Source organism: Streptococcus criceti HS-6 (assembly GCF_000187975.2).
In the GTDB taxonomy this organism is placed as follows: Bacteria; Bacillota; Bacilli; order Lactobacillales; family Streptococcaceae; genus Streptococcus; species Streptococcus criceti.
This window is the reverse complement of sequence record NZ_AEUV02000002.1, coordinates 2,136,826-2,159,451: the sequence shown is the minus strand read 5'-3', so window position 1 is coordinate 2,159,451 and position 22,626 is coordinate 2,136,826. Positions and strand designations below refer to the sequence as shown.

The 22,626-nt window shown below is 42.8% G+C and carries 21 protein-coding genes; 17 read left to right on the top strand and 4 right to left on the bottom strand.

The genetic code is table 11. The annotated features are described in order from the left end of the window. Nucleotides 1-24 precede the first annotated feature (24 nt). From STRCR_RS10050 to STRCR_RS09960, 17 genes are all read left to right on the top strand, one after another. A complete protein-coding gene (locus STRCR_RS10050) occupies nt 25-855 on the top strand; it encodes a GIY-YIG nuclease family protein (protein WP_004230065.1) in 831 nt (276 codons plus the stop codon). Nucleotides 856-1,379: 524 nt separating this feature from the next. Continuing rightward, nucleotides 1,380-1,745, top strand: a complete 366-nt coding sequence (locus STRCR_RS10045; RefSeq protein WP_004225765.1) for an EXLDI protein — start codon at nt 1,380-1,382, stop codon at nt 1,743-1,745. Nucleotides 1,746-2,362: 617 nt separating this feature from the next. Continuing rightward, on the top strand, nt 2,363-3,259 hold the full coding sequence (locus tag STRCR_RS10040) for an ABC transporter ATP-binding protein (protein WP_004227162.1): 897 nt from the start codon (nt 2,363-2,365) through the stop codon (nt 3,257-3,259). Next, on the top strand, nt 3,246-3,992 hold the full coding sequence (locus STRCR_RS10035; RefSeq protein ID WP_004228006.1) for an ABC transporter permease: 747 nt from the start codon (nt 3,246-3,248) through the stop codon (nt 3,990-3,992). The genes STRCR_RS10040 and STRCR_RS10035 overlap by 14 nt, the downstream gene beginning before the upstream one ends. A gap of 5 nt (nt 3,993-3,997) precedes the next feature. Continuing rightward, the gene (locus tag STRCR_RS10030) at nt 3,998-5,092 is read left to right on the top strand and encodes a sensor histidine kinase (protein ID WP_040804654.1); all 1,095 of its coding nucleotides are present in this window, start codon (nt 3,998-4,000) and stop codon (nt 5,090-5,092) included. Then, a complete protein-coding gene (locus tag STRCR_RS10025) occupies nt 5,089-5,685 on the top strand; it encodes a response regulator transcription factor (RefSeq protein WP_004225370.1) in 597 nt (198 codons plus the stop codon). Before STRCR_RS10030 ends, STRCR_RS10025 begins: the two co-directional genes overlap by 4 nt. Nucleotides 5,686-5,978: 293 nt before the next feature. Beyond that, nucleotides 5,979-6,797 carry a nicotinamide riboside transporter PnuC gene (gene pnuC / locus STRCR_RS10020; RefSeq protein WP_004228471.1) on the top strand — a complete coding sequence of 273 codons (819 nt, stop codon included), beginning with the start codon at nt 5,979-5,981 and terminating at the stop codon, nt 6,795-6,797. Nucleotides 6,798-8,151: 1,354 nt separating this feature from the next. Next, nucleotides 8,152-8,451 carry a chorismate mutase gene (locus STRCR_RS10010; protein WP_004227066.1) on the top strand — a complete coding sequence of 100 codons (300 nt, stop codon included), beginning with the start codon at nt 8,152-8,154 and terminating at the stop codon, nt 8,449-8,451. A gap of 549 nt (nt 8,452-9,000) precedes the next feature. Next, nucleotides 9,001-10,356, top strand: a complete 1,356-nt coding sequence (trpE, locus tag STRCR_RS10005) for an anthranilate synthase component I (RefSeq protein WP_004225408.1) — start codon at nt 9,001-9,003, stop codon at nt 10,354-10,356. Next, entirely contained in the window at nt 10,353-10,922 is a 570-nt protein-coding gene (locus STRCR_RS10000) for an aminodeoxychorismate/anthranilate synthase component II (RefSeq protein ID WP_004226843.1), read from the top strand. The genes trpE and STRCR_RS10000 overlap by 4 nt, the downstream gene beginning before the upstream one ends. A 43-nt stretch (nt 10,923-10,965) precedes the next feature. Then, nucleotides 10,966-11,970, top strand: a complete 1,005-nt coding sequence (gene trpD, locus STRCR_RS09995) for an anthranilate phosphoribosyltransferase (protein ID WP_004226884.1) — start codon at nt 10,966-10,968, stop codon at nt 11,968-11,970. Continuing rightward, nucleotides 11,967-12,734 carry an indole-3-glycerol phosphate synthase TrpC gene (trpC, locus tag STRCR_RS09990; RefSeq protein ID WP_004227624.1) on the top strand — a complete coding sequence of 256 codons (768 nt, stop codon included), beginning with the start codon at nt 11,967-11,969 and terminating at the stop codon, nt 12,732-12,734. The genes trpD and trpC overlap by 4 nt, the downstream gene beginning before the upstream one ends. Next, complete coding sequence (locus tag STRCR_RS09985) at nt 12,721-13,302, top strand: phosphoribosylanthranilate isomerase (protein WP_004229900.1); 582 nt, start codon at nt 12,721-12,723, stop codon at nt 13,300-13,302. Before trpC ends, STRCR_RS09985 begins: the two co-directional genes overlap by 14 nt. Then, the gene (gene trpB / locus STRCR_RS09980; RefSeq protein ID WP_004225333.1) at nt 13,299-14,507 is read left to right on the top strand and encodes a tryptophan synthase subunit beta; all 1,209 of its coding nucleotides are present in this window, start codon (nt 13,299-13,301) and stop codon (nt 14,505-14,507) included. Before STRCR_RS09985 ends, trpB begins: the two co-directional genes overlap by 4 nt. 3 nt (nt 14,508-14,510) lie before the next feature. Then, a complete protein-coding gene (trpA, locus tag STRCR_RS09975; RefSeq protein ID WP_004229882.1) occupies nt 14,511-15,293 on the top strand; it encodes a tryptophan synthase subunit alpha in 783 nt (260 codons plus the stop codon). A gap of 1,165 nt (nt 15,294-16,458) precedes the next feature. After that, nucleotides 16,459-16,737: a hypothetical protein gene (locus STRCR_RS09965; RefSeq protein ID WP_040804647.1), complete on the top strand. Its 279-nt coding sequence runs from the start codon at nt 16,459-16,461 to the stop codon at nt 16,735-16,737. Between the two features lie 800 nt (nt 16,738-17,537). Further along, the gene (locus STRCR_RS09960; RefSeq protein WP_004226919.1) at nt 17,538-19,991 is read left to right on the top strand and encodes an FtsK/SpoIIIE family DNA translocase; all 2,454 of its coding nucleotides are present in this window, start codon (nt 17,538-17,540) and stop codon (nt 19,989-19,991) included. 173 nt (nt 19,992-20,164) lie between these two features. Here STRCR_RS09960 and STRCR_RS09955 read toward each other — a convergent pair whose 3' ends face one another. From STRCR_RS09955 to STRCR_RS09940, 4 genes are all read right to left on the bottom strand, one after another. Next, nucleotides 20,165-20,467 carry a cupin domain-containing protein gene (locus STRCR_RS09955; RefSeq protein WP_004225467.1) on the bottom strand — a complete coding sequence of 101 codons (303 nt, stop codon included), beginning with the start codon at nt 20,465-20,467 and terminating at the stop codon, nt 20,165-20,167. Next, complete coding sequence (locus STRCR_RS09950) at nt 20,460-20,807, bottom strand: cupin domain-containing protein (protein ID WP_004229902.1); 348 nt, start codon at nt 20,805-20,807, stop codon at nt 20,460-20,462. Before STRCR_RS09950 ends, STRCR_RS09955 begins: the two co-directional genes overlap by 8 nt. Nucleotides 20,808-20,819: 12 nt before the next feature. Next, nucleotides 20,820-21,575: a class I SAM-dependent methyltransferase gene (locus STRCR_RS09945; RefSeq protein WP_004228540.1), complete on the bottom strand. Its 756-nt coding sequence runs from the start codon at nt 21,573-21,575 to the stop codon at nt 20,820-20,822. A 563-nt stretch (nt 21,576-22,138) separates the two neighbouring features. After that, nucleotides 22,139-22,327: a hypothetical protein gene (locus tag STRCR_RS09940; RefSeq protein ID WP_004227106.1), complete on the bottom strand. Its 189-nt coding sequence runs from the start codon at nt 22,325-22,327 to the stop codon at nt 22,139-22,141. Between the last annotated feature and the right edge of the window lie 299 nt (nt 22,328-22,626).

Here is a 22,626-nt window from a genome sequence, read left to right as displayed (position 1 = left end):
ATAAAAATAGGGAGATAGCTTAAAATGAAAGACCTAAAATTAAATGATTTGTTTGGATTTACTACGGAAGAAATTCCCCATGTAAAGATTTACTTTCATGTTTGGAATAGTAGTGTAAATTATACAAAAGAATACTATCTATCAAACAAGGAAGGAGTTAATAATTGGAATATCTTTTGGAACAGTGATAAAAAACACTTTAAGGTTGGCGAAATTGTTATCAATGCTGTAAAAATTGATTATGATAAATATCTTATTACGATGGTTAAAAAAGTGACTAAAGATTTGAATAAGTATGGTGAAAAAGGTTATGAAGGTGAAGTTGTTGACAGGTTCCTTCCTTATTTTGACCGTCTAATAATTCAATATAAACCTGGACGAATGAGGGTGAGAAAATATAGCAGTTGTTATGATGATATTGTTATTTCCGAGCTTTTGTCTGAGCCTTGGAGAGGAGAAGAGTTTAAAGGTTATGATGAGATTTGTCTCTCGTATATCCAATTAGAATCGATTTTTCGATTGGAAAAAAAAGATTGGATGACAGCTTTGCAAAATCAGAAAGCTGTTTATCTAATTACTGACAAAAAGACGGGGAAATTGTATGTAGGTTCAGCAACTAGTAAAGATAAGATGCTACTCAGTCGCTGGCAATCATACGTTAATAATGGTCATGGTGGAAATAAGGAACTGAAAGATTTAGTGAATAAAAAGGGAATAGACTATATAAAAGAGTATTTTCAATACAGTCTATTAGAGAATTTTAATGGTAAAGTTGACGATGATTATATCCTTAGTCGCGAGAAGTGGTGGAAAAAAGCTTTGCAATCAATAGAGTACGGCTATAATGAAAATTAAAGGGCAAAATTAAATTATGATTGCTTTAGGCAGCATAATGGCTTTAGAAAACTATTGATATGACTAGTATTTAGCGACTTTATATTGGGGTGTTGCAACGACAACGCTCTTTTTTATACTTCTTTTTCCATAACTAGACAATTTTGTAAATTAGATCATTTTCATTTGCCCCCTTCCATGACTTTTGTCATATCATGTCATGACATTAGATGCTGAAAAGTTTTGCTCTTTTTCGGTAAACTTAAACCAGAAAGAAAGTAAAGCGAGAAAATATTATAAAAATCAAAGTATCTGATATCATTTATACCTTTATTGGAGTAGTTTGCGTAGCCTTAAGTGTCTTTCCAACTGTTTTTGAACAGTTGGAGATTGAAACTGTCTTTTCGTATTTTGGAGAGTTCATAGGCATGTTAATTTCAGCGATTGTTCTAATCAGTATTGCTAAATCTCTTATCGAAGAATTGGCTGATTAGGAAGAAAGGGCAGCCTTCTCCTACCTTAACAGTTACAAAGGAGGGACTAAAATGACCTATGAGGAAATTAAACTTAGACTTTTAGAAGATGGTATCCGCAGCTATAAAATCTTTCAAGGGATTAAAATTTACTCCCACACTGTCAAAACTGAGGATGAACAAAAACAAATCTCAAAAAGAGTTTACCTGACAAAAAAGCAACACTATGTTTATTATGAACGAACAGATCCTAACTGGTATTACTGGAATAAGGATAGGGAAAACGCAAACTTTGATCCAAGTGACATTAATGAAAATACACTTTTTGAAGTGGCAAATGATTTGGAATCTTTAACAAAATATTTGGGAAAAGATATCATTCACAGACTGGCGGAAAAAGTTAAACATGGTGAAGTCACCGAATATCTAGATATTTAGAAATCATTAGAAAACACACCGCCTAAATAAACTTGCTCTAAAGGCTGTGTAAAAAAGATAAACCGTCTAGAAAGTCAGGATTTTCTGCTAATTTCCTATTTTTGCTTTGCCTTTTGGGGGTTCGGCATTATATCAAAAATGAACATAGGCTGCGGATGGTGTCAAAGGGATGATTTCTCCTAGAGTTTTCTCTTGACTCTTCGGTGCAATCCCTATTTTGACTGTATCTGTGGACGCCCTTTGTGACACGACGTTTGGTTAGTAGATTTTGCTAACCAAACGAAGTTAGTGGGAGAGGTAGGGAGTGGGAAAGAACCCAAAAATTGAAAATTTTGGTTCGTCTTCCCACCCCCGCACAGTTGGCTAGGTCTTCCGCTTTGGCCTTGTGGCAAAAGGAAAGCCAGCCAGCAGTGGTTCATTGGTGCTAAAGCACCTAATGAACTGTGCAGGGGTAAGACTAAGTTGGCGTAGCCAACAAGTCTTACTCCCAACCACTGCGTCAAGAGCTTATTCCAAAACAGGAATGTTGGAAAGTTTTTGTCCAGCCTCGTTTGGTATCAAGTGCAGAGCACTTAGATAACAAGCCTCTGCCGTATCTTAGTAAAAGGAGTATAGTGATGGCAACTACTGTTATAAACGTTTCAAACTTATCCAAACAATTTAAATCCAAAAAGGTTCTTGAGGGCATTTCTTTTGATGTTAAGGAGGGTGACTGCTTAGCTCTGATTGGTCCCAATGGTTCGGGGAAGACCACCTTGTTTAACTGCCTGCTGGGGGACTATGCTCCAACAGAAGGTAGCGTTACGGTACTGGGACAGAATGCCCAGTCTTCGCAGCTTAAAAGAAAGGTGGGAATTCTTTTTCAGGAGAATTTGACAGAAGAAAAGATGAGGGTTTCTGAGCTTCTTGATTTTCAAAAAGCTATTTACTCCAATCCTCTGTCTGACAAAGCAATTGATGACTTGCTGCAATTTTCTGACCAGCAGAGAAATCAGTTTGCTGAAAAATTATCCGGCGGTCAAAGACGCCTTCTGGCTTTTGTGCAAGTCTTGGTCGGTCAGCCCGACATCATCTTCTTAGATGAGCCGACGGCTGGCATGGACACGAACACACGCAAGCGTTTTTGGGAGATTGTTGCAGATTTGAAAATGACAGGCAAGACCATCATTTATTCCAGCCATTATATTGAAGAGGTTGAACACACGGCGGACAGAATTTTGGTCTTACACCAAGGAAAATTACTGCGGGACACGACACCTTATCTGATGCGCTCAGAAGAAAGAGAAAAAGTCTTTACCCTACCTGTTGACTACCTATTTGCTGTTGAAGGACAGGATATTGCTGATTTGGAAGTGAAGACGGATACCATTTCCTTTAGCAGTAAGCGCCCCCAGTATATTTGGGATTTGCTTACAGAGGCTAAGTGTCCTATTGAGGACATTGAAATGACTAACCGTACCCTTTTAGATACTATTTTTGATATGGCAAAGGAGGATGATTATGAACACGTTTAAAGCAATCCTGCATCAGGAATATCTCATCAATAAACGTTCCCTGTCTAACCTAATAATGGGAATTGGTATGCCGATTGCTTTCTTCCTACTCTTTACCAGTATTTGGGCCAGTGACGACAATATGCCCAAGGCACAGGTAGCTTATTGGGTACGTCAATATATGATACAGATGACAGCCTTTTCCAGTCTTAGTTTCGCCTTTTATTCCTTACCCTTCGCTTTTCAGGAAGACAGAAATGGCAATCGTCTCAGAAGTATTCAGCACAGTCCCATCCCCATGTGGCAATACTATTTTAGTAAAATTTTAGCTGTTCTTATTCACTTTGTTTTAGCTATTGTGGCTGTTTTTGCCGTAGGACACTTTGTCAAAGGGGTCGATATGCCTGCGATAGATTGGCTAACTAGTGCAGTGGTTTTGTTTGCTGGAGCTATCTGCTTTATGCCTTTCGGCGCCCTTTTTGCTCATATCAAGTCGTCGCAGACCCTTTCTCTGATTGCCAATATTTTCTATATGGGGTTGGCTGTCTTAGGCGGTCTCTGGATGCCAGTGCAGACTTTCCCAGATTTCATGCAGAAACTAGCCAAGGTGACTCCGACCTATCATCTCAATAATCTCTTAATTTCTTATTTCAAAGATGATTTTTCCATTCGGTCTCTGGTCATTCTTTTGGGATATGCTATCATAGTTTTAGTGATTGCTCTGGCAGTCGGAAAAAAACTTGAGGTGCATTGATATTGATGTTTCGACGATTTCAAAAGACGGATTCGCTCTACTATGTAGGGCTGGTCTTCATGATCTTTCCCTGGGGAGGAGTGCTGTGGTTTGGCTATCCTAGCTGGACTTTAGTTCCATCAATACTTTTTGGAATTTGTTATATCCTGCTTATCCATCTTCGCGACCAGTATAAAAAGTTGATCGCTCTCCTGTGGTTCTATCTGCTCGGCTATATTCTTGGGATGACTTTTGCGATTGAGCCCAATATGATATGGTTTTTCTTCTATTTAGAGAATCTTTTGGTTTGGCGATTTGGAGATGACATACGAAGTTACCGTATGGTGTCTTATGTTCTTGCTCTTTCAGCTGTTATGCTGTGGGTATTATTCTTTGCCCCAACAGTCCTAGAAAAAGTAATGACGGTGCTGATTACCACCTTTATCATTGCCATGCATTATTTTCAGCGGCAGAATTATTTGGAAAGTAAGGTTAAGGAGGAAATTTATCAGAAGAATAAGGAAATTAACCTCCTGTCCGCCGAAAATGAACGCAACCGCATTGGCCGTGATTTGCATGATACGCTGGGACATACCTTTGCCATGATGACCCTGAAAACGGAGTTGGCCCTTAAGCAGTTAGAAAAGAAAAACTTAGCTGCTGTTAATAAGGAATTACGGGAGCTTAACCAGATTAGCCAAGAGTCGATGAAGAATGTCCGTGAGCTCATTAATAATCTCAAATACCGTACAGTGGCAGAAGAATTAGATAATATCACTGAGGTGTTTACTCTGTCAGACATTGGCCTGACAGTGGATAATCAGTTGAACTTAGATACTTTATCACCAGTTATCCAGTCCAGCATGACCATGATTTTACGAGAATTAACCACCAACATTATCAAGCATGCTGGAGCTAATCAGTGTCACATCAAGCTCTACAGAACTGATGAGCTAACGATTGATGTCAGTGATAATGGCTGCGGCTTTGCCCAGCTGACCGGTGAGGAGTTACATTCCATCAAAGAGCGCCTGCAGCTGGTTAAGGGGGACGTTGTGATTTTATCCAGCCAAAATCCAACGCTTATTCGTGTGACCTTAGAAGAAGGAGATGGGCTATGAAATTATTAGTTGCAGAAGATCAGGCTATGCTGCGGGATGCGCTTTGCCAGCTCTTGCTCATGGAAGATGGCGTGGAGGAAATTTATCAGGCTGCAGATGGAGACGAAGCGATAGCTCTGCTGCAAAAACAAGCTGTTGATGTCGCTATTTTAGATGTTGAAATGCCAAAGAAAACGGGACTTGATGTGTTGGAATGGATTCGCGCTAATGCGGACATCAAAGTGATTATCGTGACCACCTTCAAGCGCGCAGGCTATTTCAAACGCGCTTTAGCAGCTCATGTAGACGCTTATGTTTTAAAGGACCGTTCAGCTTCGGAACTCATGAAGACTATTTATACGGTTTTAGCAGGCCAAAAGGAATATTCACCAGAACTGGTTGAAGAGGTGGCCTTTACGTCAAATCCTCTCAGTCAGCGTGAGCAGGAAGTCCTAGAATTGGCAGCTAAAGGCCTGTCCAATCAAGATATTTCTGAAAAACTGTTTTTATCGAATGGGACCATCAGAAATTATATGACCAGTATTTTTAATAAATTATCGGCCAGCAATCGTACCGATGCCGTCCGCATTGCCAAGGACAAGGGCTGGGTGTAGGAAAAAATTAAAGCCGTTTTAAAAAGCAGTGTTATTTGTCTAAACCAGCAAAACTTCAGTTCCTGCAAGGTCTGAAGCTTTTTTATGCGTAAGGAACGATTGACATTCACTTATTTGGAGACTATAATAGCTTCCAATAATAGACATCTTACGATTATTGAAAGTTGGACGAGTGAACAGACAGCTAGGAGGATTTCGCCATCATAACTGTCTGCCCCAGCCTTCACTTAGTCAATAGAGCGTTGCATCCGCAAGTCAATGGACACGGCTCTCTAAAAACAAAAGGAGTAACTATGCATTTTATTGAAAGAAAAATTAAAGGTATCCGTTCAACTTGGCAAGAAATGTCACAGGGGCTGCAACTGATCATCCAAGGATTAAAAGAGCGCTCCCTAGCCGATAGCCTCAAGATCTTTTGGGATGATCTGTTTGCCAACCGTAGCCTCGTTCAATGGCTTTACTTGCTTATCCTCGGTAGCTTTCCGCTCTGGCTGGAGCTCTATTACCACCATCAGGTGAGAGACTGGGTAGGTATGACCTGCAGTCTGACCGGCATTATCTGCGTCATTTTTGTATCAGAGGGCCGGGCCAGCAACTATTTATTTGGTCTGATTAATTCCGTCATTTATCTAATATTAGCCTTGCAAGAAGGATTTTATGGTGAGGTACTGACAACCCTGTACTTTACGATTATGCAGCCAATTGGTCTTTTTGTCTGGATTTACCAATCCCAGTTTAAAAAGCAGGAGCAGACGTTCGTGGCTCGTAAATTAAGCTTTGCCAACTGGCTCAAATATCTTCTGATAACCGCCCTTTGGTGGCTGAGTTTCGGTCTCATCTATCAGTCTATCGGAGCTAGGCGGCCTTTCAGAGACAGTGTCACCGATGCGACTAATGGGGTAGGCCAGCTCCTGATGACAGCTGTCTATCGTGAACAGTGGCTCTTCTGGGCGGCTACCAATATTTTCTCTATCTATCTTTGGTGGGGAGAAAGTTTACAAATACAGGGAAAATACTTTATCTATCTCATTAACAGCTTAGTCGGCTGGTACCAATGGTCTAAGGCTGCAAAGAAAGATGGGAAAGAGAGTGGGAAAGAACCAAAAAATTGAAAATTTTGGTTCTCATCATATCCTGGTTTTAAGGTGGTGACCTGAAACGATCCCTTCCCAGACCGTTTTTGACACTTGCTTTGCAAGCTTTATTTCCCGATTAAAAAGGTTTCCATACCTTTTTACCCCCCCTCGCACAGCTTAAAAGCTCTGAGGGACCTTTTAAGGTTGGAAATAAGATGAATGACGGTCATCACATTCGTTTAGGTTTTCTGCTTTGGCCTTATGGCAAAAGGAAAACCAGCCAGCAGTGGTTCATTAAGGCTAGGAAAAAGTATTCTAGCCTTCTATTTTTGCAGTAATAACAGTTTGGCGCAGTGGTTGGGAGTCCTTATCTTGGGGTGCAGCCCCATTTTCAGGCATCCCCTTAAACAGTCCACTGGACTGTTTAACTACTCCGCAATTGTTAGCGACCATCCTAATCAACTGTGCGGAGATGAAACGACAAAGCCAATTTATATATAAAAATTGACTTCTGTCCCACTCTCTAATGAACTGTGCAGGATCAAGACTTGTTGGCTTAGCCAACAAGTCTTGATCCCAACAACTACACTAAGAGTTTATTCCAAGACAGGAATACTGGATGAGTTGTCCCTCACTCTTCATGCTGTCTAGCTTTAGTGGTCAACTGTGAAGAAGGCCTAAATTATTAATTCTTTCATTGATGGTAGGTGAAAATATCGTGTCAGCAGTCTGTGAAACGTATGGTGGCTATGGTTTGTCAAAAATGAACGGCTGGCTTGATTTGCCTTGGTAAGCAAGGCTAGCTCTAGGACAAAAGGCTAGTACAACTGAAATAATTAAAGAAAGATCCGAAATTTTTTACAGAAAACGCTTGCCATTTTCGGAGGACTGATTTATAATATAAACCAATCAGAAGAAGTACTTTAAGAGAGGTTTTCAGGAAGTTGCCGGTTACTGTGAGGCAATAGCAGCTCTTTTGGGAAATGGGCTGATGGCTATAAAAGCGGAGATAAACAATAGTCTCCCGGTTAGGCACTCCTTATCGTGCAGCTTGTTGTTGGACAAGTATGAGATGATGGGAAATATTGACAAATCCTATCAATCGAGGTGGTACCGTGTTTTGACTTTGTACTAAACGCCCTCGCACAGATTTTTCTGTGCGAGGGTTTTTGACGTTTATCTCAAGAATTTGAAGCCAACCATTTTTCAGAAAGCCGATTCCGTAAGTAAATCCCCAAAGAAAATCAAAAATAGACAAGGCAGCGAAGTGCAGGCAGTACTAGTGTACGGCAAGCTGAAGTCAACGATGTATAGTTTTGATTTTCAAAGAGTATAAGAAAGGACTTCTAAAACTTTGAACATCAGATAATGGCTGTAAAGGAGGAATGCTATGCCCCAGACACTAGCTGACGTTCGTCAGAAAATAGATAGTTTAGATCAGGAAATGATTAAATTGTTGGCCGAGCGGCAAAAATTAGTAGAAACAGCGGGACGTTTAAAACCCAGCCAAGATACTGCCGCTGTGGCTGCCCCTCATCGTGTAGCCCAGATAATCCGTGAACGCCGCAGTCAGGCCGCAGAGGCAAACCTATCACCAGCTGTTGCGGAAGCTGTATGGCGGTCAATGATAGAAGCTTTTATCCTATTAGAGACTGAAGTCAATAAGGCAAAACATCCTCATACCAGTTAAATCGTTTGGAACGGGGGTGGAAATAAGATGAACGATAGTCATCACATTCGTTTAGGTTTTCTGCTTTGGCCTTGCGTCAAAGGGAAAACCAGCCAGCAGTGGTTCATTGGTGCTAAAGCACCTAATGAATTGTGCAGGGATAAGTGAATGGGACAACAATCGGTACATCGTTATGAAATGGCGATTTCGATTTTCCTCACTCTCCCATTGTAAGTCTCAGGTTGAAATCCTCCACTAGAGCATTTCAATCCCACCTCCGAACAGGTATCTGAGTTTTCTCAAACAGTCTGAGAGACTGTTTGACCTATCTCTTGCGTGGTACAGTCCAGTGGACTGTTTAAGGGGGCGCCTGAAAATGGGACTGCGCCCCAAGGTAAGGACTCCCAACCACACCACTGCGTCAAAGTGCTCTATCTAAAGGAGTTAATTAGAGACGGGACTTTTGTCCACCCTCTTACTCCCAAACACTGCGTCAAAAGTTTATTTCAAAGCAGAAATACTGGAGAGTTTTTACCCAGCCGCTGATAACATGGACAGAAAGGAACCATTATGCAAAAAATTTTACCGGCAGACACTCTTACTCCGATTTTAGCCTATATGCGCATTAGAGGTCAGCATAAGGTTATCTTGGAATCTATTCCTCGCGAAAAGGAAAATGCCCGCTTTTCAATTGTGGCCTATAATCCCGTTTTTGAACTGCGTTTTGAAGAAAGCCGCTTATTGAAAAACGGAATAGTAGTTGATGATGATCCGCTTGATTATCTCAGCGCCGTAACACTTAAATCGAATCAATCTGCCCTTCCTTTTGGCGGCGGCGCCATCGGTTTTGTTGGCTATGATATGATGAGTCTTTATGAAAATATTGGTCAGATTCCCCAAGACACTATCGGGACACCGGATATGCACTTCTTTATTTATGAGTCTTATTTGGTCTTTGATCACAAGAAGGAAAAGGTCTATGTGGTAGAGGATAATATTTACAGCGGCCGTGATAATGATGCTAGCCGTCAGGCATTGGGACAGGTCATTCAGGATTTGCAGACTCAGGCTCCGAATGAATTCAGCCCGCAAGAGCTGCACCGACTGGATTTTAAGAACCATCTAGAAAAGGAAACATTTGAAGCTATGGTCACCAAGGCTAAAACGCTTATTCGTCAGGGAGATATGTTCCAATGTGTGATCAGCCAGCGCTTTTCCAGTGATTTTCAAGGGGATCCGCTCGATTATTACCGAAATTTGCGCGTGACCAGTCCGTCAAATTATCTCTATTTCTATGATTTCGGAGATTATCAGATTATCGGAGCCAGTCCTGAGAGTTTAGTCTCCGTTAAAGACGGTCAGGTCGTGACCAATCCGATTGCCGGCACTCGTCCCAGAGGTAAGGATGAAGCAGAAGATCAGGCCTTAGCAAAAGATTTAGCCAGTGATGTCAAAGAAACGGCCGAACACCGTATGCTGGTCGATCTAGGCCGCAATGATATCGGTAAGATTGCTGAGATTGATAGTGTTAAGCTGACCCAGTATATGGAAGTGGAATATTTTCGCTATGTGATGCACCTGACCAGTGTTGTCAAAGGAACTCTGTTGTCTCAACTGACAGCTATTGATGCTCTGAAATCAACCCTGCCAGCAGGAACCGTATCAGGTGCTCCTAAAATTCGTGCTATGACGCGTATCTATCAGCTGGAAAAAGAAAAAAGGGGAATCTATGCCGGTGCCATCGGTTACCTATCTGCGACAGGCGATATGGATTTTGCCATTGCTATTCGGACAATGATTCTCAAAAATAACAAGGCCTACGTTCAGGCTGGCGCTGGTATTGTTTACGACAGTCAGCCTGAGAATGAATTTTACGAAACAATCAATAAGGCCAAGGCTATGACAAAAATAGGAGATGCCCAATGATTTTACTGATTGATAATTATGATTCTTTTACCTATAACTTAGCTCAGTATCTTGGGACTTTCGCAGAGGTTAAAGTGCTGCGCAATGATGCTGAAAACGTGTACCAAGAGGCGCAAACAGCTGATGCCCTAGTTTTTTCACCAGGTCCAGGTTGGCCAGCTGATGCTGGGAAAATGGAAAGTCTGATCAAGGACTTTGCTGGACAAAAGCCGATACTGGGTATCTGTCTGGGACATCAGGCTATTGCTGAGAGTTTTGGCGGTAAACTGGGGCTGGCTAAAAATGTGAGACATGGGAAGCAATCGCCTCTGGAACTGCAAGCACCTTCTCCTCTTTTTGAAGGTATTGCAGACGGCGTACCTATTATGCGCTATCACTCAATAGTCGTTGAAGACCTGCCTCAGGATTTTGAAGTGACGGCCATCACTAGCGATGATCATGAAATCATGGCTATGCAGCATAAGGAACTGCCCATTTACGGTCTTCAATACCATCCGGAAAGTATCGGCTCACCGGATGGCTTGAAAATGATTGAAAACTTTGTCAAGCTTTCAGCCAAAGAGTAAGAAGCAAACAGTAGACGTATAAAATGTAAGAGGAGAACAACAGATGAAAGAGATTTTTATGAAATTAAGTCAGAGACAAGACCTAAATCAAGAAGAAGTTCAGGAACTTTTTGAAAATATCTTGCAGGGTCAAGTGTCAGAAGCACAAATCGCCGCTTTCTTGTTAGGCTTGAAAATTAAGGGTGAAACACCAGAGGAGATTACAGGGGTGGTCAAGGCTCTAAAAAATCGAGCAGCCCAGCTTCCTCAGACTTTTGAGGATGCCATGTGCAACTGCGGAACTGGCGGTGACCAATCCTACAGTTTCAATATTTCGACAACAGCCTGCTTTATCTTAGCAGCTGGCGGTGTCCGCATGGCCAAGGCAGGGAATCGTTCGGTCTCATCTAAATCAGGTTCAGCCGATGTTCTGGAAGAATTAGGGATTAACATTGCAGCAGAACCTGAAACTCTGTCTAAGGCTTTGGATGAGGCAGGCTTAGCCTTTATCTTTGCGCAAACCATGCATCCAGCCATGCGTTACATTGGTCCAGCCAGACAGGCACTGGGGATTCCAACTATTATGAATTTGGTAGGGCCTCTGGCTAATCCGCTGGATTTAGAAACTCAGCTTATGGGGCTCTATCGTGTAGAATTGCAGGACATAGTTGCTCAGTCACTGCAGCAGCTGGGCCGCAAACGTGCTCTAGTCATTACAGGACCTGACAATATGGATGAGGCTGCCCTCTATGGTACCAATACCTATACTTTATTAGAAGACGGTAAAATCAGCCAGCACACATTTACCTATAAAGATTTGGATATGGATAAGGTTGAATTGGCCGATATCACAGGCGGTGATGCTAAAGACAATGCTCAAATCTTGCTCAGCGTCCTAAACAATGAACCGAGTCCTTATCTAGAGACGACCGTCCTAAATGCAGGCTTGGGCTTCTATGCCAATGGTAAAGCTGACAGTATCAAAGCCGGCGTAACCCTAGCCCGTCAGCTTCTAGCTGACGGTTTGGCTCTAGCCAAGCTTCACCAGTTACAAGAGGTACAAGTATGAGTCAAGAATTTCTCCCCACCATCCTAAAGCAAAAAGCCAAGGAAGTTGCCCAGCTTACCATGGAAGAACTGCACCCCTTACGTCAGGCCTATCGTTTCTATGATTTTCTCAAGGGTCACCAAGACAAATTGCAAATCATTGCCGAAGTCAAAAAAGCCAGTCCCAGCCTCGGTGATATCAATATGGGTGTTGATATTGTGGCTCAAGCTAAGACCTACGAACAAAATGGCGCTGCTATGATTTCTGTACTGACAGATGAGATTTATTTCAAGGGACATCTAGATTATTTGCGACAAATTTCTAGCCAAGTGGCTATTCCGACTCTGGCTAAGGATTTTATCATTGATGAAAAGCAGATTATCCGCAGCCGAAATGCTGGAGCAACGGTGATTCTATTGATTGTAGCAGCCCTGTCAGAGGGACGTTTAAAGGAACTGTATGATTTTGCGACGGGCCTAGGTTTGGAAGTTTTAGTGGAAACGCATAATTTACCAGAACTTGAGGCTGCTCACCGTATTGGTGCAAAGATTATTGGAATCAACAATCGCAATCTAGTCACTTTTAACACGGATATCAACACGAGTTTGCAGCTATCCACCCATTTTAAGGAAGGACCTGTTTACATTTCTGAATCAGCCATTAGCACCGAAGAAGATGCGCAGACAGTTGCTCCTTACTTTAATGCTATCTTAGTAGGAACAGCCCTGATGACAGCTGACAATGTTGCAGACAAGATAAAGGAGCTAAAAATTGACAAGGGTTAAAATTTGCGGCCTATCCGACCCAGAAGCAGTAGCAAGGGCCGTCACCAGCGGTGCGGATTATATCGGCTTTGTTTTTGCTCCCAGCAAGCGTCAGGTGACTCTGACTCAGGCTCATAATTTAGCAGCAGCTGTCCCCGAAAGGGTTAAGACGGTGGGTGTCTTTGTCTCTCCCAGTCTAGAGGAACTGCAGGCTGCCATTGCAGCTGTCCCTCTCGATCTGGTCCAGATTCATGGGGACTTTCCAGATTCCCTGATCCGTCAGGTTTCAGTACCGGTTATCCGTGCCTTGCAGGTCAGCAATTCAGCGGACTCAGTCAGGAGTTCGGCCGCTTACCTGCTTTTCGACGCTCCTCTGGCTGGCTCTGGGAAAACCTTTGATTGGCAAAAATTAGATACTAGCCAAGTTAAGCAGCCCTTTTTCATTGCTGGCGGTCTTAACAGCGGCAACGCTCAAGCGGCTATCGCAGCCTTCCATCCTTACGCCCTCGATGTTTCATCAGGAGTTGAAACCGAGGGCAGGAAGGATCTTCGCAAGATTAAAGAATTTATAGAAAGTGTGAAACAATGACCTATAATCAACCAGATGCTAAAGGATTTTACGGCAGTTTCGGCGGTCAATTTGTCCCCGAAACACTGATGACAGCCGTTCTGGAATTGGATCAAGCCTACCGTCAGGCTAAGGATGATCCAGATTTTCAAGCGGAATTGGATCAATTGCTCAAAAATTATGTTGGCCGTGAGACCCCGCTCTACTATGCCAAACGCCTGACCAAGCATATTGGCGGAGCCAAGATTTACCTCAAGCGCGAAGACCTCAATCATACCGGTGCCCACAAGATTAATAACGCCCTCGGTCAGGTGCTGTTGGCCCGGCGTATGGGGAAGAAAAAAGTAATTGCAGAAACCGGTGCCGGTCAGCATGGAGTAGCTACAGCAACGGCGGCAGCCCTCTTTGATATGGAATGTACCATTTACATGGGAGAAGAAGATGTCAAACGTCAGGCCCTCAATGTTTTCCGCATGGAACTGCTGGGAGCCAGAGTTGAGGCAGTTACAGATGGCTCTCGTGTCCTTAAAGATGCGGTCAACGCAGCCCTGCGCGCTTGGGTAGCCAATATTGACGATACCCACTATATCATGGGGTCAGCCTTAGGCCCAGCTCCTTTCCCTGAAATTGTACGTGATTTCCAATCCGTCATCGGTCGGGAATCTAAACGTCAGTTTTCCCAGCTTTCTGGCGGTAAGCTGCCAGATGCTGTTATGGCCTGTATTGGCGGTGGATCCAATGCCATCGGGATGTTCTATCCTTTTGTTGATGATGAGTCAGTTGCCCTCTACGGTGCAGAAGCATCCGGTTTAGGTCTAGACACCGATAAGCATGCGGCAACTTTTGCTAAGGGACGTCCGGGCGTGCTGCACGGCGCTTTGATGAATGTCTTACAGGATAGGCATGGGCAGATAATGGAAGCCTTCTCTATTTCAGCAGGACTGGACTATCCAGGTGTTGGACCTGAGCATTGCTACTTCAATGAAATCGGCCGTGCCAGCTATGATTCCATTACGGATCAGGAAGCCTTGGAAGGTTTCACATTGCTTTCCCGTCTTGAGGGAATTATTCCTGCTCTGGAATCCAGCCATGCCATCGCTCTGGCGCAAAAAGTCGCGAAAACCATGCGGCCGGATCAATCTTTAATCATCTGTTTATCAGGGCGTGGAGACAAGGATGTCTCACAGGTTAAAGAGCGCTTGGAAGCTGAGAAAGAAGGGAAGTAGATTATGACAAAGACATTAACCAACCACCTGCAAGCTATAAAAAATGCTCGAAAAGGTCTCATCCTTCCCTATATCATGGCCGGTGACCACGATAAGGGATTGGACGGTCTCTTCGAGACCTTAAGCCTCTTAGAAAAAGCAGGAGCTTCTGCCATTGAGGTCGGTGTCCCTTTCTCAGACCCTGTCGCAGACGGTCCAGTCATTGAAGAAGCAGGTTTGCGCAGCTTAGCACACGGTACCACACTTGACGGCATTGTTGCCAAATTGCAGGAGCAAAGTCTTCAAATACCGTTGGTCTTAATGACCTACTTTAATCCGGTCTACCAATATGGTGTGGAAAAATTAGTAGCAGACTTGGCTGAAACTTCTGTCAAGGGGCTGATTATTCCCGACCTGCCACATGAGCACGCTAATTTTGTCGAACCCTATCTGGTCGATAGTGATATTAGCCTCGTTCCCCTTGTCAGCCTAACGACCGGTCTCAAACGCCAGAAAGAGCTTATCAAAGATGCTCAGGGCTTTATCTATGCAGTTGCCATCAATGGGGTAACTGGAAAATCAGGAAGTTACCGTCAAGATTTAGACCAGCATCTAAAGCGTCTATCAGCCATGGCCGATATTCCAGTGCTGACAGGGTTTGGTGTTTCCAGTCAGGAAGATGTTGCCCGTTTCAATCAAGTATCCGACGGTGTCATTGTTGGCTCAAAAATCGTCCGCGACCTTCATGCTGGCCAAACCAAAACAGTAAAAGACTTTATCCAAGCAGCCAGCCAGTTTGAAAAATAGATTGATTTGGAAACTAAGAACTTGTATTCACATTTTTTGACAATTAGTCTTATGTGGTAGGGACGCAAGCGACCTCCTAACGGAGTTCCATTGCTCATTTTCAAGCCTAGGGTCTTGAAAAAACCCTCGACGATTGATTTAAATAGGGTCAATCGTCTTTTTACCACGGCGGCAACTGTCTGTTTTGAGCGACCTTATGGTCGCTTTTTACAGCTGATGCTAAGAATTTAAACTTGTGAATACAATTTCTGATACCTTGCAAATGATGAGTCCGCAAAGTCCGTAAATTATTTCAGTACTATCCAAACGATTCCTGCCCGTTGCGATAGGGATGAATCATGATTTTGTAAGGTCTTAAACTTAGCCTTAAAATGCTCTCCTCAATACAACTTGAATGAGAGTGGGACAGAAGGGAGTAGAAAAGAACCCAAAATTGAAAATTTTGGTTCGTATTCTCACCCCCGCACAGTTGATTAGTACGGCCGCTAACACTTGCGGGGTAGTTAAACAGTCCAGTGGACTGTTTAAGGGGGCGCCTGAAAATAAGACAGCGTCCCAGATCAGGACCTCCAATCAACAGTGGTTCATTGGTGCTAAAGCACCTAATGAACTGTGAAGGGGAAAGACTTCTTGGCAGAGCCAACAAGTCTTTCTCCCAACCACTGTGTCAAACTGCTATTACTGCAAAAAATAGAAGGCTGGAATACTTTTTTCCCAGCCTCATTCAACCAGCAGCCATCTCCTTCTTGAGCTGCTTTTATTTTGGAGGGGGTCAATGGTAGTAATATTGGAGGTATTCAAACGTCATATATCCGTTGAGAATTCAGGTGATACATCGTTGACTTTAACTAGCTGTACAAAAGTACTGCTTGCATCTTGTCGCCGTGTCTGTTTTTGATTATCTTTGAATATCCACTGTCTCTTTTTTTGTACCAACCTGGGGGTGAAACTTTTCCAAATATAGTTTTCCTATCTTTAGTTTCTCATTCTTGTATTTCTAAAAAATTCGATAACAATAACCAGAATTTTTATTCTTCTTTTTCAAAAGATTACCTTTGATGTTAAATATTTCAAATTTCCTTGCATAAGTAAACTTTAAGCGTTAAAATAGCCACATAATTTTTTAAAAAGGAAAACTTTTTATGAACACAGTACTTTAGACACAATGGCATTTGAGGAATACACGTTGGCGAATATGGAAGTTCTTTCTGAGACCGAAGGTGGAGGAAAAGTATTAGGTTGGGTCTTTGGAGGAGCTGGTTCTGTACTTGGAGAATCAATTGGTGGTATGATTGACGGAGCACTTGGCACAGTTGCTGAACCCGGAGGAGGTACAGTTGCTGGACTTGCTTGGGGTGCAGGTATTGGAGGTGCTATTGGCGGAGGTATTGAATCTGAACTTGGAAATTCAATTCATATACCTGGTACGCCATCTTGGTTGTAATAAATTGGATAGAGGTACAATAGAAATGATTTCACTCAAGTATTTAATCCCATTTATATTATTATTGATGCTGGGGATTTTCAGTTATTTTGTAATCAGGCCAATGGAAAAGGGAAGGACTAAACAAATTTTAGCCTGGATTTCCTTTATTATATTAATTGTTTTATCAATCTATACAACGTTTTTCGCCTAAATTCAAGTGAGATTAATATATAAAAATAGGATAACAATATGGAATGCTTTATTATGGGAACGATTGCTGGTGTAGTATCAGGTGGCTATCTTGGAGCGAACGTCAATAAAGGTGGTCTCCTTTAAATGTTAGATGTACCTAATATGTGAGAATAGCTATATAATTTATCAAAAGTAAGGACTAAAATGAAAACACCAATTGATATCATTAATGCAATAGTTATTATTGTTATGTTTTTTTTTTAGCTGATCGAGGACTTAAAAGTATTAAATCAAAAAAGATTAGATTTTGTGTTTCGGGTTCTTTACTGCTCTATTTGATTGTTATGGCGATATATTATTATTTACGTAATAAATAATAGCAGTTTGAATGACACCTATCATTGCATGCCGCTTAGCACTGCCCAACTGCATTAGAACATGGCAGCTTAGAATTTAAGCCAAGATTTTCCAATAACAGACTGCTCATTCTAAGAATAACTGGGCGCAGATATGTCTGTGCCGATCAACTCAACCTTCATAAACAAAAGGGCCTGGATTTTCTTCCGGCCTTTTTGTAGTTATCTCTCCTCATCAAATCTCATAAAACATGCTATAATAGTGGTATTATGGCAAAAGCAAAATCAACAAAATCAGCTAAAAAAAATAAGAGACAGGGTAGGAAAAACAGCCGCCCGACCAAGAAGGAAAGAGAGCATAAAAAAGCTGTTCGCAAAATGGTAGTTGCCTTTTTGACAGCCTTTATTCTTTTTTTTGCAATTATTCGTTTGGGAGTTTTTGGTATCACGGCTTACAACCTCATTCGTCTAGCCGTTGGAAGTCTGGCCTATCCAGCTATTTTTGGCGTGCTCTTTTACCTCTTTGCAGGGAAATGGCTGCAAAAGCATGCAGGCTTTATGTCAGGCTACATATCTGCTATGGCCGGCCTCATGCTGATCTTCCATGCTTATTTCTTCTCTATGGATGTGATGAAGAAACGTGATATCTTTGAAGGGACTTTTCGTTTGGCAACGGCAGACCTCAAAAATGTGGATGTCACCCATTTCCTAGGCGGTGGCATGGTTGGGGCTGTCCTTTACAAGCCAGTTGTCTTTCTTTTTTCTAACATCGGTTCTTATCTAATCGGCGGACTCTTTATCGTCCTCGGTCTTTATCTGATGAGCTCCTGGGATGTGTATGACGTTATGCGTTTCTTTAAAAAGACCGGCAGCAGTCTCAGTGATAAGATCGACCAAACCAGCCTTCAAATGGAATCGCGTCGCGAGCAGAAGCGCCAGGCCAAGGTCCAAGCTAAAGCTCAGGCAGCTAAGGAGCAAGAAGCAAGTCAGCCGGAAAAGGATGATGACTTTGCTGGCCTAATTGATCCTGAAACAGGCGAAATCCTATCATCAGACCAAGTCCAATCCGCTCCGAAAACTGAGCCGGAAATTCTGGGAGGATATGATGAAGAAGTTCAGGACAGCTATTCTCAGCAGGACTTCAAGAATTATCACTTCCACTATCCTGATGAGGAAGAAGCTGAAAATCCAGCTTCCGCATCAGATCAAGCAGCCAGCTCCAATCTAGATCAAACCCAAGATCAAGAAGAAGATGATGAACCTGTTCAGGTTGATTTCACTCCTAAACAGCATCTGCTTTATAAGTTGCCAACCATTGATCTCTTCGCTCCTGACAAGCCTAAGAACCAAACCAAAGAGAAAAAGATTGTTCGCCAAAATATCAAGATTTTGGAAGAAACCTTCGCCAGCTTTGGTATTAAGGCTAGTGTTGAACGGGCAGAAATCGGACCATCCGTCACCAAATATGAAATCAAGCCAGCTGTTGGGGTTCGGGTTAACCGCATTTCCAATCTGGCGGACGATCTGGCACTTGCTCTGGCAGCCAAAGACGTGCGGATTGAAGCGCCTATTCCTGGAAAATCTCTAGTGGGTATCGAAGTCCCTAACTCGGAAATTGCGACGGTTACCTTCCGTGAACTTTGGGAGCAGGCCAAGACTAATCCTAGCAAACTTTTGGAGGTTCCGCTTGGCAAGGCTGTCAATGGAACGGCGCGTAGCTTTGACTTGGCCCGGATGCCCCACCTTCTGGTAGCTGGTTCAACCGGTTCTGGTAAGTCGGTTGCAGTCAACGGTATCATTGCCAGCATCCTGATGAAGGCTCGGCCGGAACAGGTCAAATTCATGATGATTGACCCTAAGATGGTCGAGCTCTCTGTCTACAATGATATCCCCCACCTCCTAATTCCTGTTGTGACCAACCCTCGCAAGGCAGCCAAGGCTCTGCAAAAAGTTGTTGATGAAATGGAAAACCGCTATGAGCTCTTTAGCCATGTCGGTGTCCGCAATATTGCAGGTTACAATGCTAAGGTTGAATCCTTCAATGCCCAGTCTGAGGAGAAGAAGATTCCCCTGCCCCTCATTGTCGTTATTGTGGATGAGTTGGCCGATTTGATGATGGTAGCCAGTAAGGAAGTTGAAGATGCCATTATCCGTCTGGGACAAAAGGCGCGTGCAGCTGGTATTCACATGATTTTAGCGACCCAGCGGCCATCCGTTGATGTTATCAGCGGTCTCATCAAGGCCAATGTTCCATCACGGATTGCTTTCGCGGTTTCGTCGGGTACCGACAGCCGAACTATTCTCGATGAAAATGGGGCAGAAAAACTGCTTGGCCGGGGAGATATGCTCTTTAAGCCGATTGATGAAAATCACCCTATTCGTCTGCAAGGTTCGTTTATCTCTGACGATGATGTGGAACGGATTGTTGACTTTATCAAGGACCAAGCTGAAGCGGATTATGATCACAGCTTTGATCCCGGTGAAGTTTCCGAAAATGATGGTGATTCTGGCTCAGGCAGCGGTGCTTCCGAAGGAGATCCCCTCTTTGCTGAAGCCAGAGCTCTGGTTTTGGAAACGCAAAAAGCCTCAGCCTCAATGCTCCAACGGCGGCTCTCGGTCGGCTTTAACCGTGCCACCCGCCTGATGGAAGAATTAGAAGAAGCAGGTGTTATCGGTCCAGCCGAAGGTACCAAGCCACGCAAGGTCTTGATAACGAATCAATAAAAAACGCAGATACCGTGGTACTGCGTTTTTTATATAAGATAAGCTAGCAAACTGTCAAGAACGAAACAAGAAATACAGGGAAGGCGGCGCCTAAGTGGCTGGCTGTCCTGATTTTTTCCCCAGCTTATAAGCCTGTTCAGGAATCAAGTTCTACTGTTTGAATTTGAAGCGTATCACAAATCAATCTGTAACAGCTTGCTCGGCCTGGCGGCCTCTAAGGCTATCATCTGTCCTTTATGGATGGCGACCAAACTATTGGCTTCTAGCTTGATTTTTTGGTTATCTAAAGACAGCAGCAGCCTGCCCTCTATTACTTGTAAGAGTTTATCGTCTGTGCTGACCTCTGGACTGATGCTCTCCCCTTGATCAAAAGCATAGAGCGTGACAGTTTGCTCCAATCCTAGTTTCTGGCTGAGCGAGCGGCTGGCAATTTGCTGATCATGGTAATGAACCAAATTTGGAAATGACTCAATCATGGTCAGCCTCCGGTTTAACGACAATTAGCAGCATTTGAAAGGCCTCTTTAGCAAAGAGGGCATGGGGAATATTGGCTGGTAAAATAATCGTTTGACCTGCAGCGACTTCGAAATCCTCTTCAGCAATGGTAATCCTAGCAGTTCCCGATAAGACATTGACCATAGCATCACCTAGAGAAGAATGACGGCCAATCTCCTGCCCCTTATCCAGAGAAAAGAGGGTCATACCTAAGTCTTGGCGCTGAACCAGAGTTTTACTGAGCACTTGCTCTTCAGCAATAGGAACTTCCTTGGTTAAATTCAGAATATGTGCGGGCTCTAATTTATCAATATAACGCATGATATTTCCTCCTTATTTTTGACTGGCTACAGCAATATAACGCAGATCTTTCCCTGTTTGATTAAAAAAGCGATACATCTTCCAAAATTGCTGACGATTTTCCTTTTTCATACCCCGGTAGAAAATTTTGCAAGTCCCCCCAAGGCCTTCGTCTCTAATCATCCCTGACAGAGACATCAGGGACATTTGGCCATAGGTTGCATGTACCTGTCTAAATCCCATTTCCTGATAAAGATTTTTCCAATCATCAACTTGAAGGGGCTGGACATTAGCATTAATGGTGGTTCTCAGCTTTTCTAAAGTCTGTTCCAACTGGGGATCCTCATAGGCAACATCATGTGTCAGCAATAGGCCTCCCGGTTTTAGGACGCGTCTGTATTCCGTGATTGCCCGCTTCTTGGCTTTTCCTTGGAGCATGGTCAGCATAGCCTCGTTGATAACAATGTCAAAAGAGTTATCATCAAAAGGTAATTTCATAGCATTAGCTTCTTGGACCTGGATGAATTCCCCAAGACCAGCTTGAACAATAGCTTCTTTGGCTTTTTTTAAAACCCCAGTATCGGTATCGACTCCTCTGACATGGCAGCCATAAGTCTGAGCCAAATCAATAGCAGTTGTTCCCTGATTGCAGGCAACTTCTAAGACCACTTTGTCCTTGCTGAACTGCCCCTGTTCAATTAGCCAATTAGTGGCTGTAATCCCGCCAGGGCGCAGCCGCTTCTTGCCAAGTCTAGCTAAGAAATGATGTCCTAGTTCTTTTTGTGCCATTTACCTCACTCCTCTATTAAGATAAGGGCCGGTTGGCCTTGTTCATCCTGTCCTACAAACGAACGGAACTTTGTTCCGTCTATTTCTGAATTCAAAAGCGCTCTCAGGCCTTTTGGGTTATGTAGAGTCATAGACATTAGTCAGTTTGTAGAAAATGTGTTTAGGTTTAGGCCTTTATTTTAACAAAAAGAAATCAGCCCAGTAAGCATTTACTGGATAAACCCATTCATTGGAATCATTACAAAAAAACTAAAAACTATGAGATTAACAATGTAAATTAAAGACACGGCAATCATGTTGCTACCAAACTAAAGTTGATCACAACAGAAATAGCTGCTTCTCACAAATTTTGTATCGCCGCCTACCATTTATTGCAGGCAATACATTATGCTATACTAAAATCATCTTAAACCTTAGGAAAAATGATAATAAGGAAGAATTTTTGAAACAGTACACCTATGCGCCTGAAACGCAGGATGATGATAGATATTAAAAGAGTGGTAGTAGTCTAAATTAGTAAAAAACGAGCAAATCCTTTAACAAGATGCTCGTTTTCCATTTACTTATTTGTCCTTAAGCCAATTCTGGTATTTTTCAACCAGATTAACGGCGTACTGCGTGGCTAAGGCCAGTGAAAAAGCCTCGGTTCCTTCTGTTTCTTCATTGGCTACTTCAATTTTTGTCTCATCGTAGATAGCCTTGAGGCTCTCGGTTGACAGAGTATTCTTGAAAGCTTCAAATCCTTTATTCATAAGTAGTTCTTCCTTTCTAAACATACCGTTACTTTATTATAGCATGTGAAAGCGCTGAGGACTTTTTCAAACAGTAAAAGTATAAGGAAAAGCACGGTTGTTAGAGCTTGTATTCATATTTTTTTGACAGTTAGACTTATATGGCAGGGACGCAAGCGACCTCCTAACGGAGTTCCATTGCTTATTTTCAAGCTTAGGGTCTTGAAAATACCCTCGACGATTGACTTAAATAGGGCCAATCGTCTTTTTACCACGTCAGCAACTGTCTGTTTTGAGAGTGGGACAGAAGTCGATTTTTT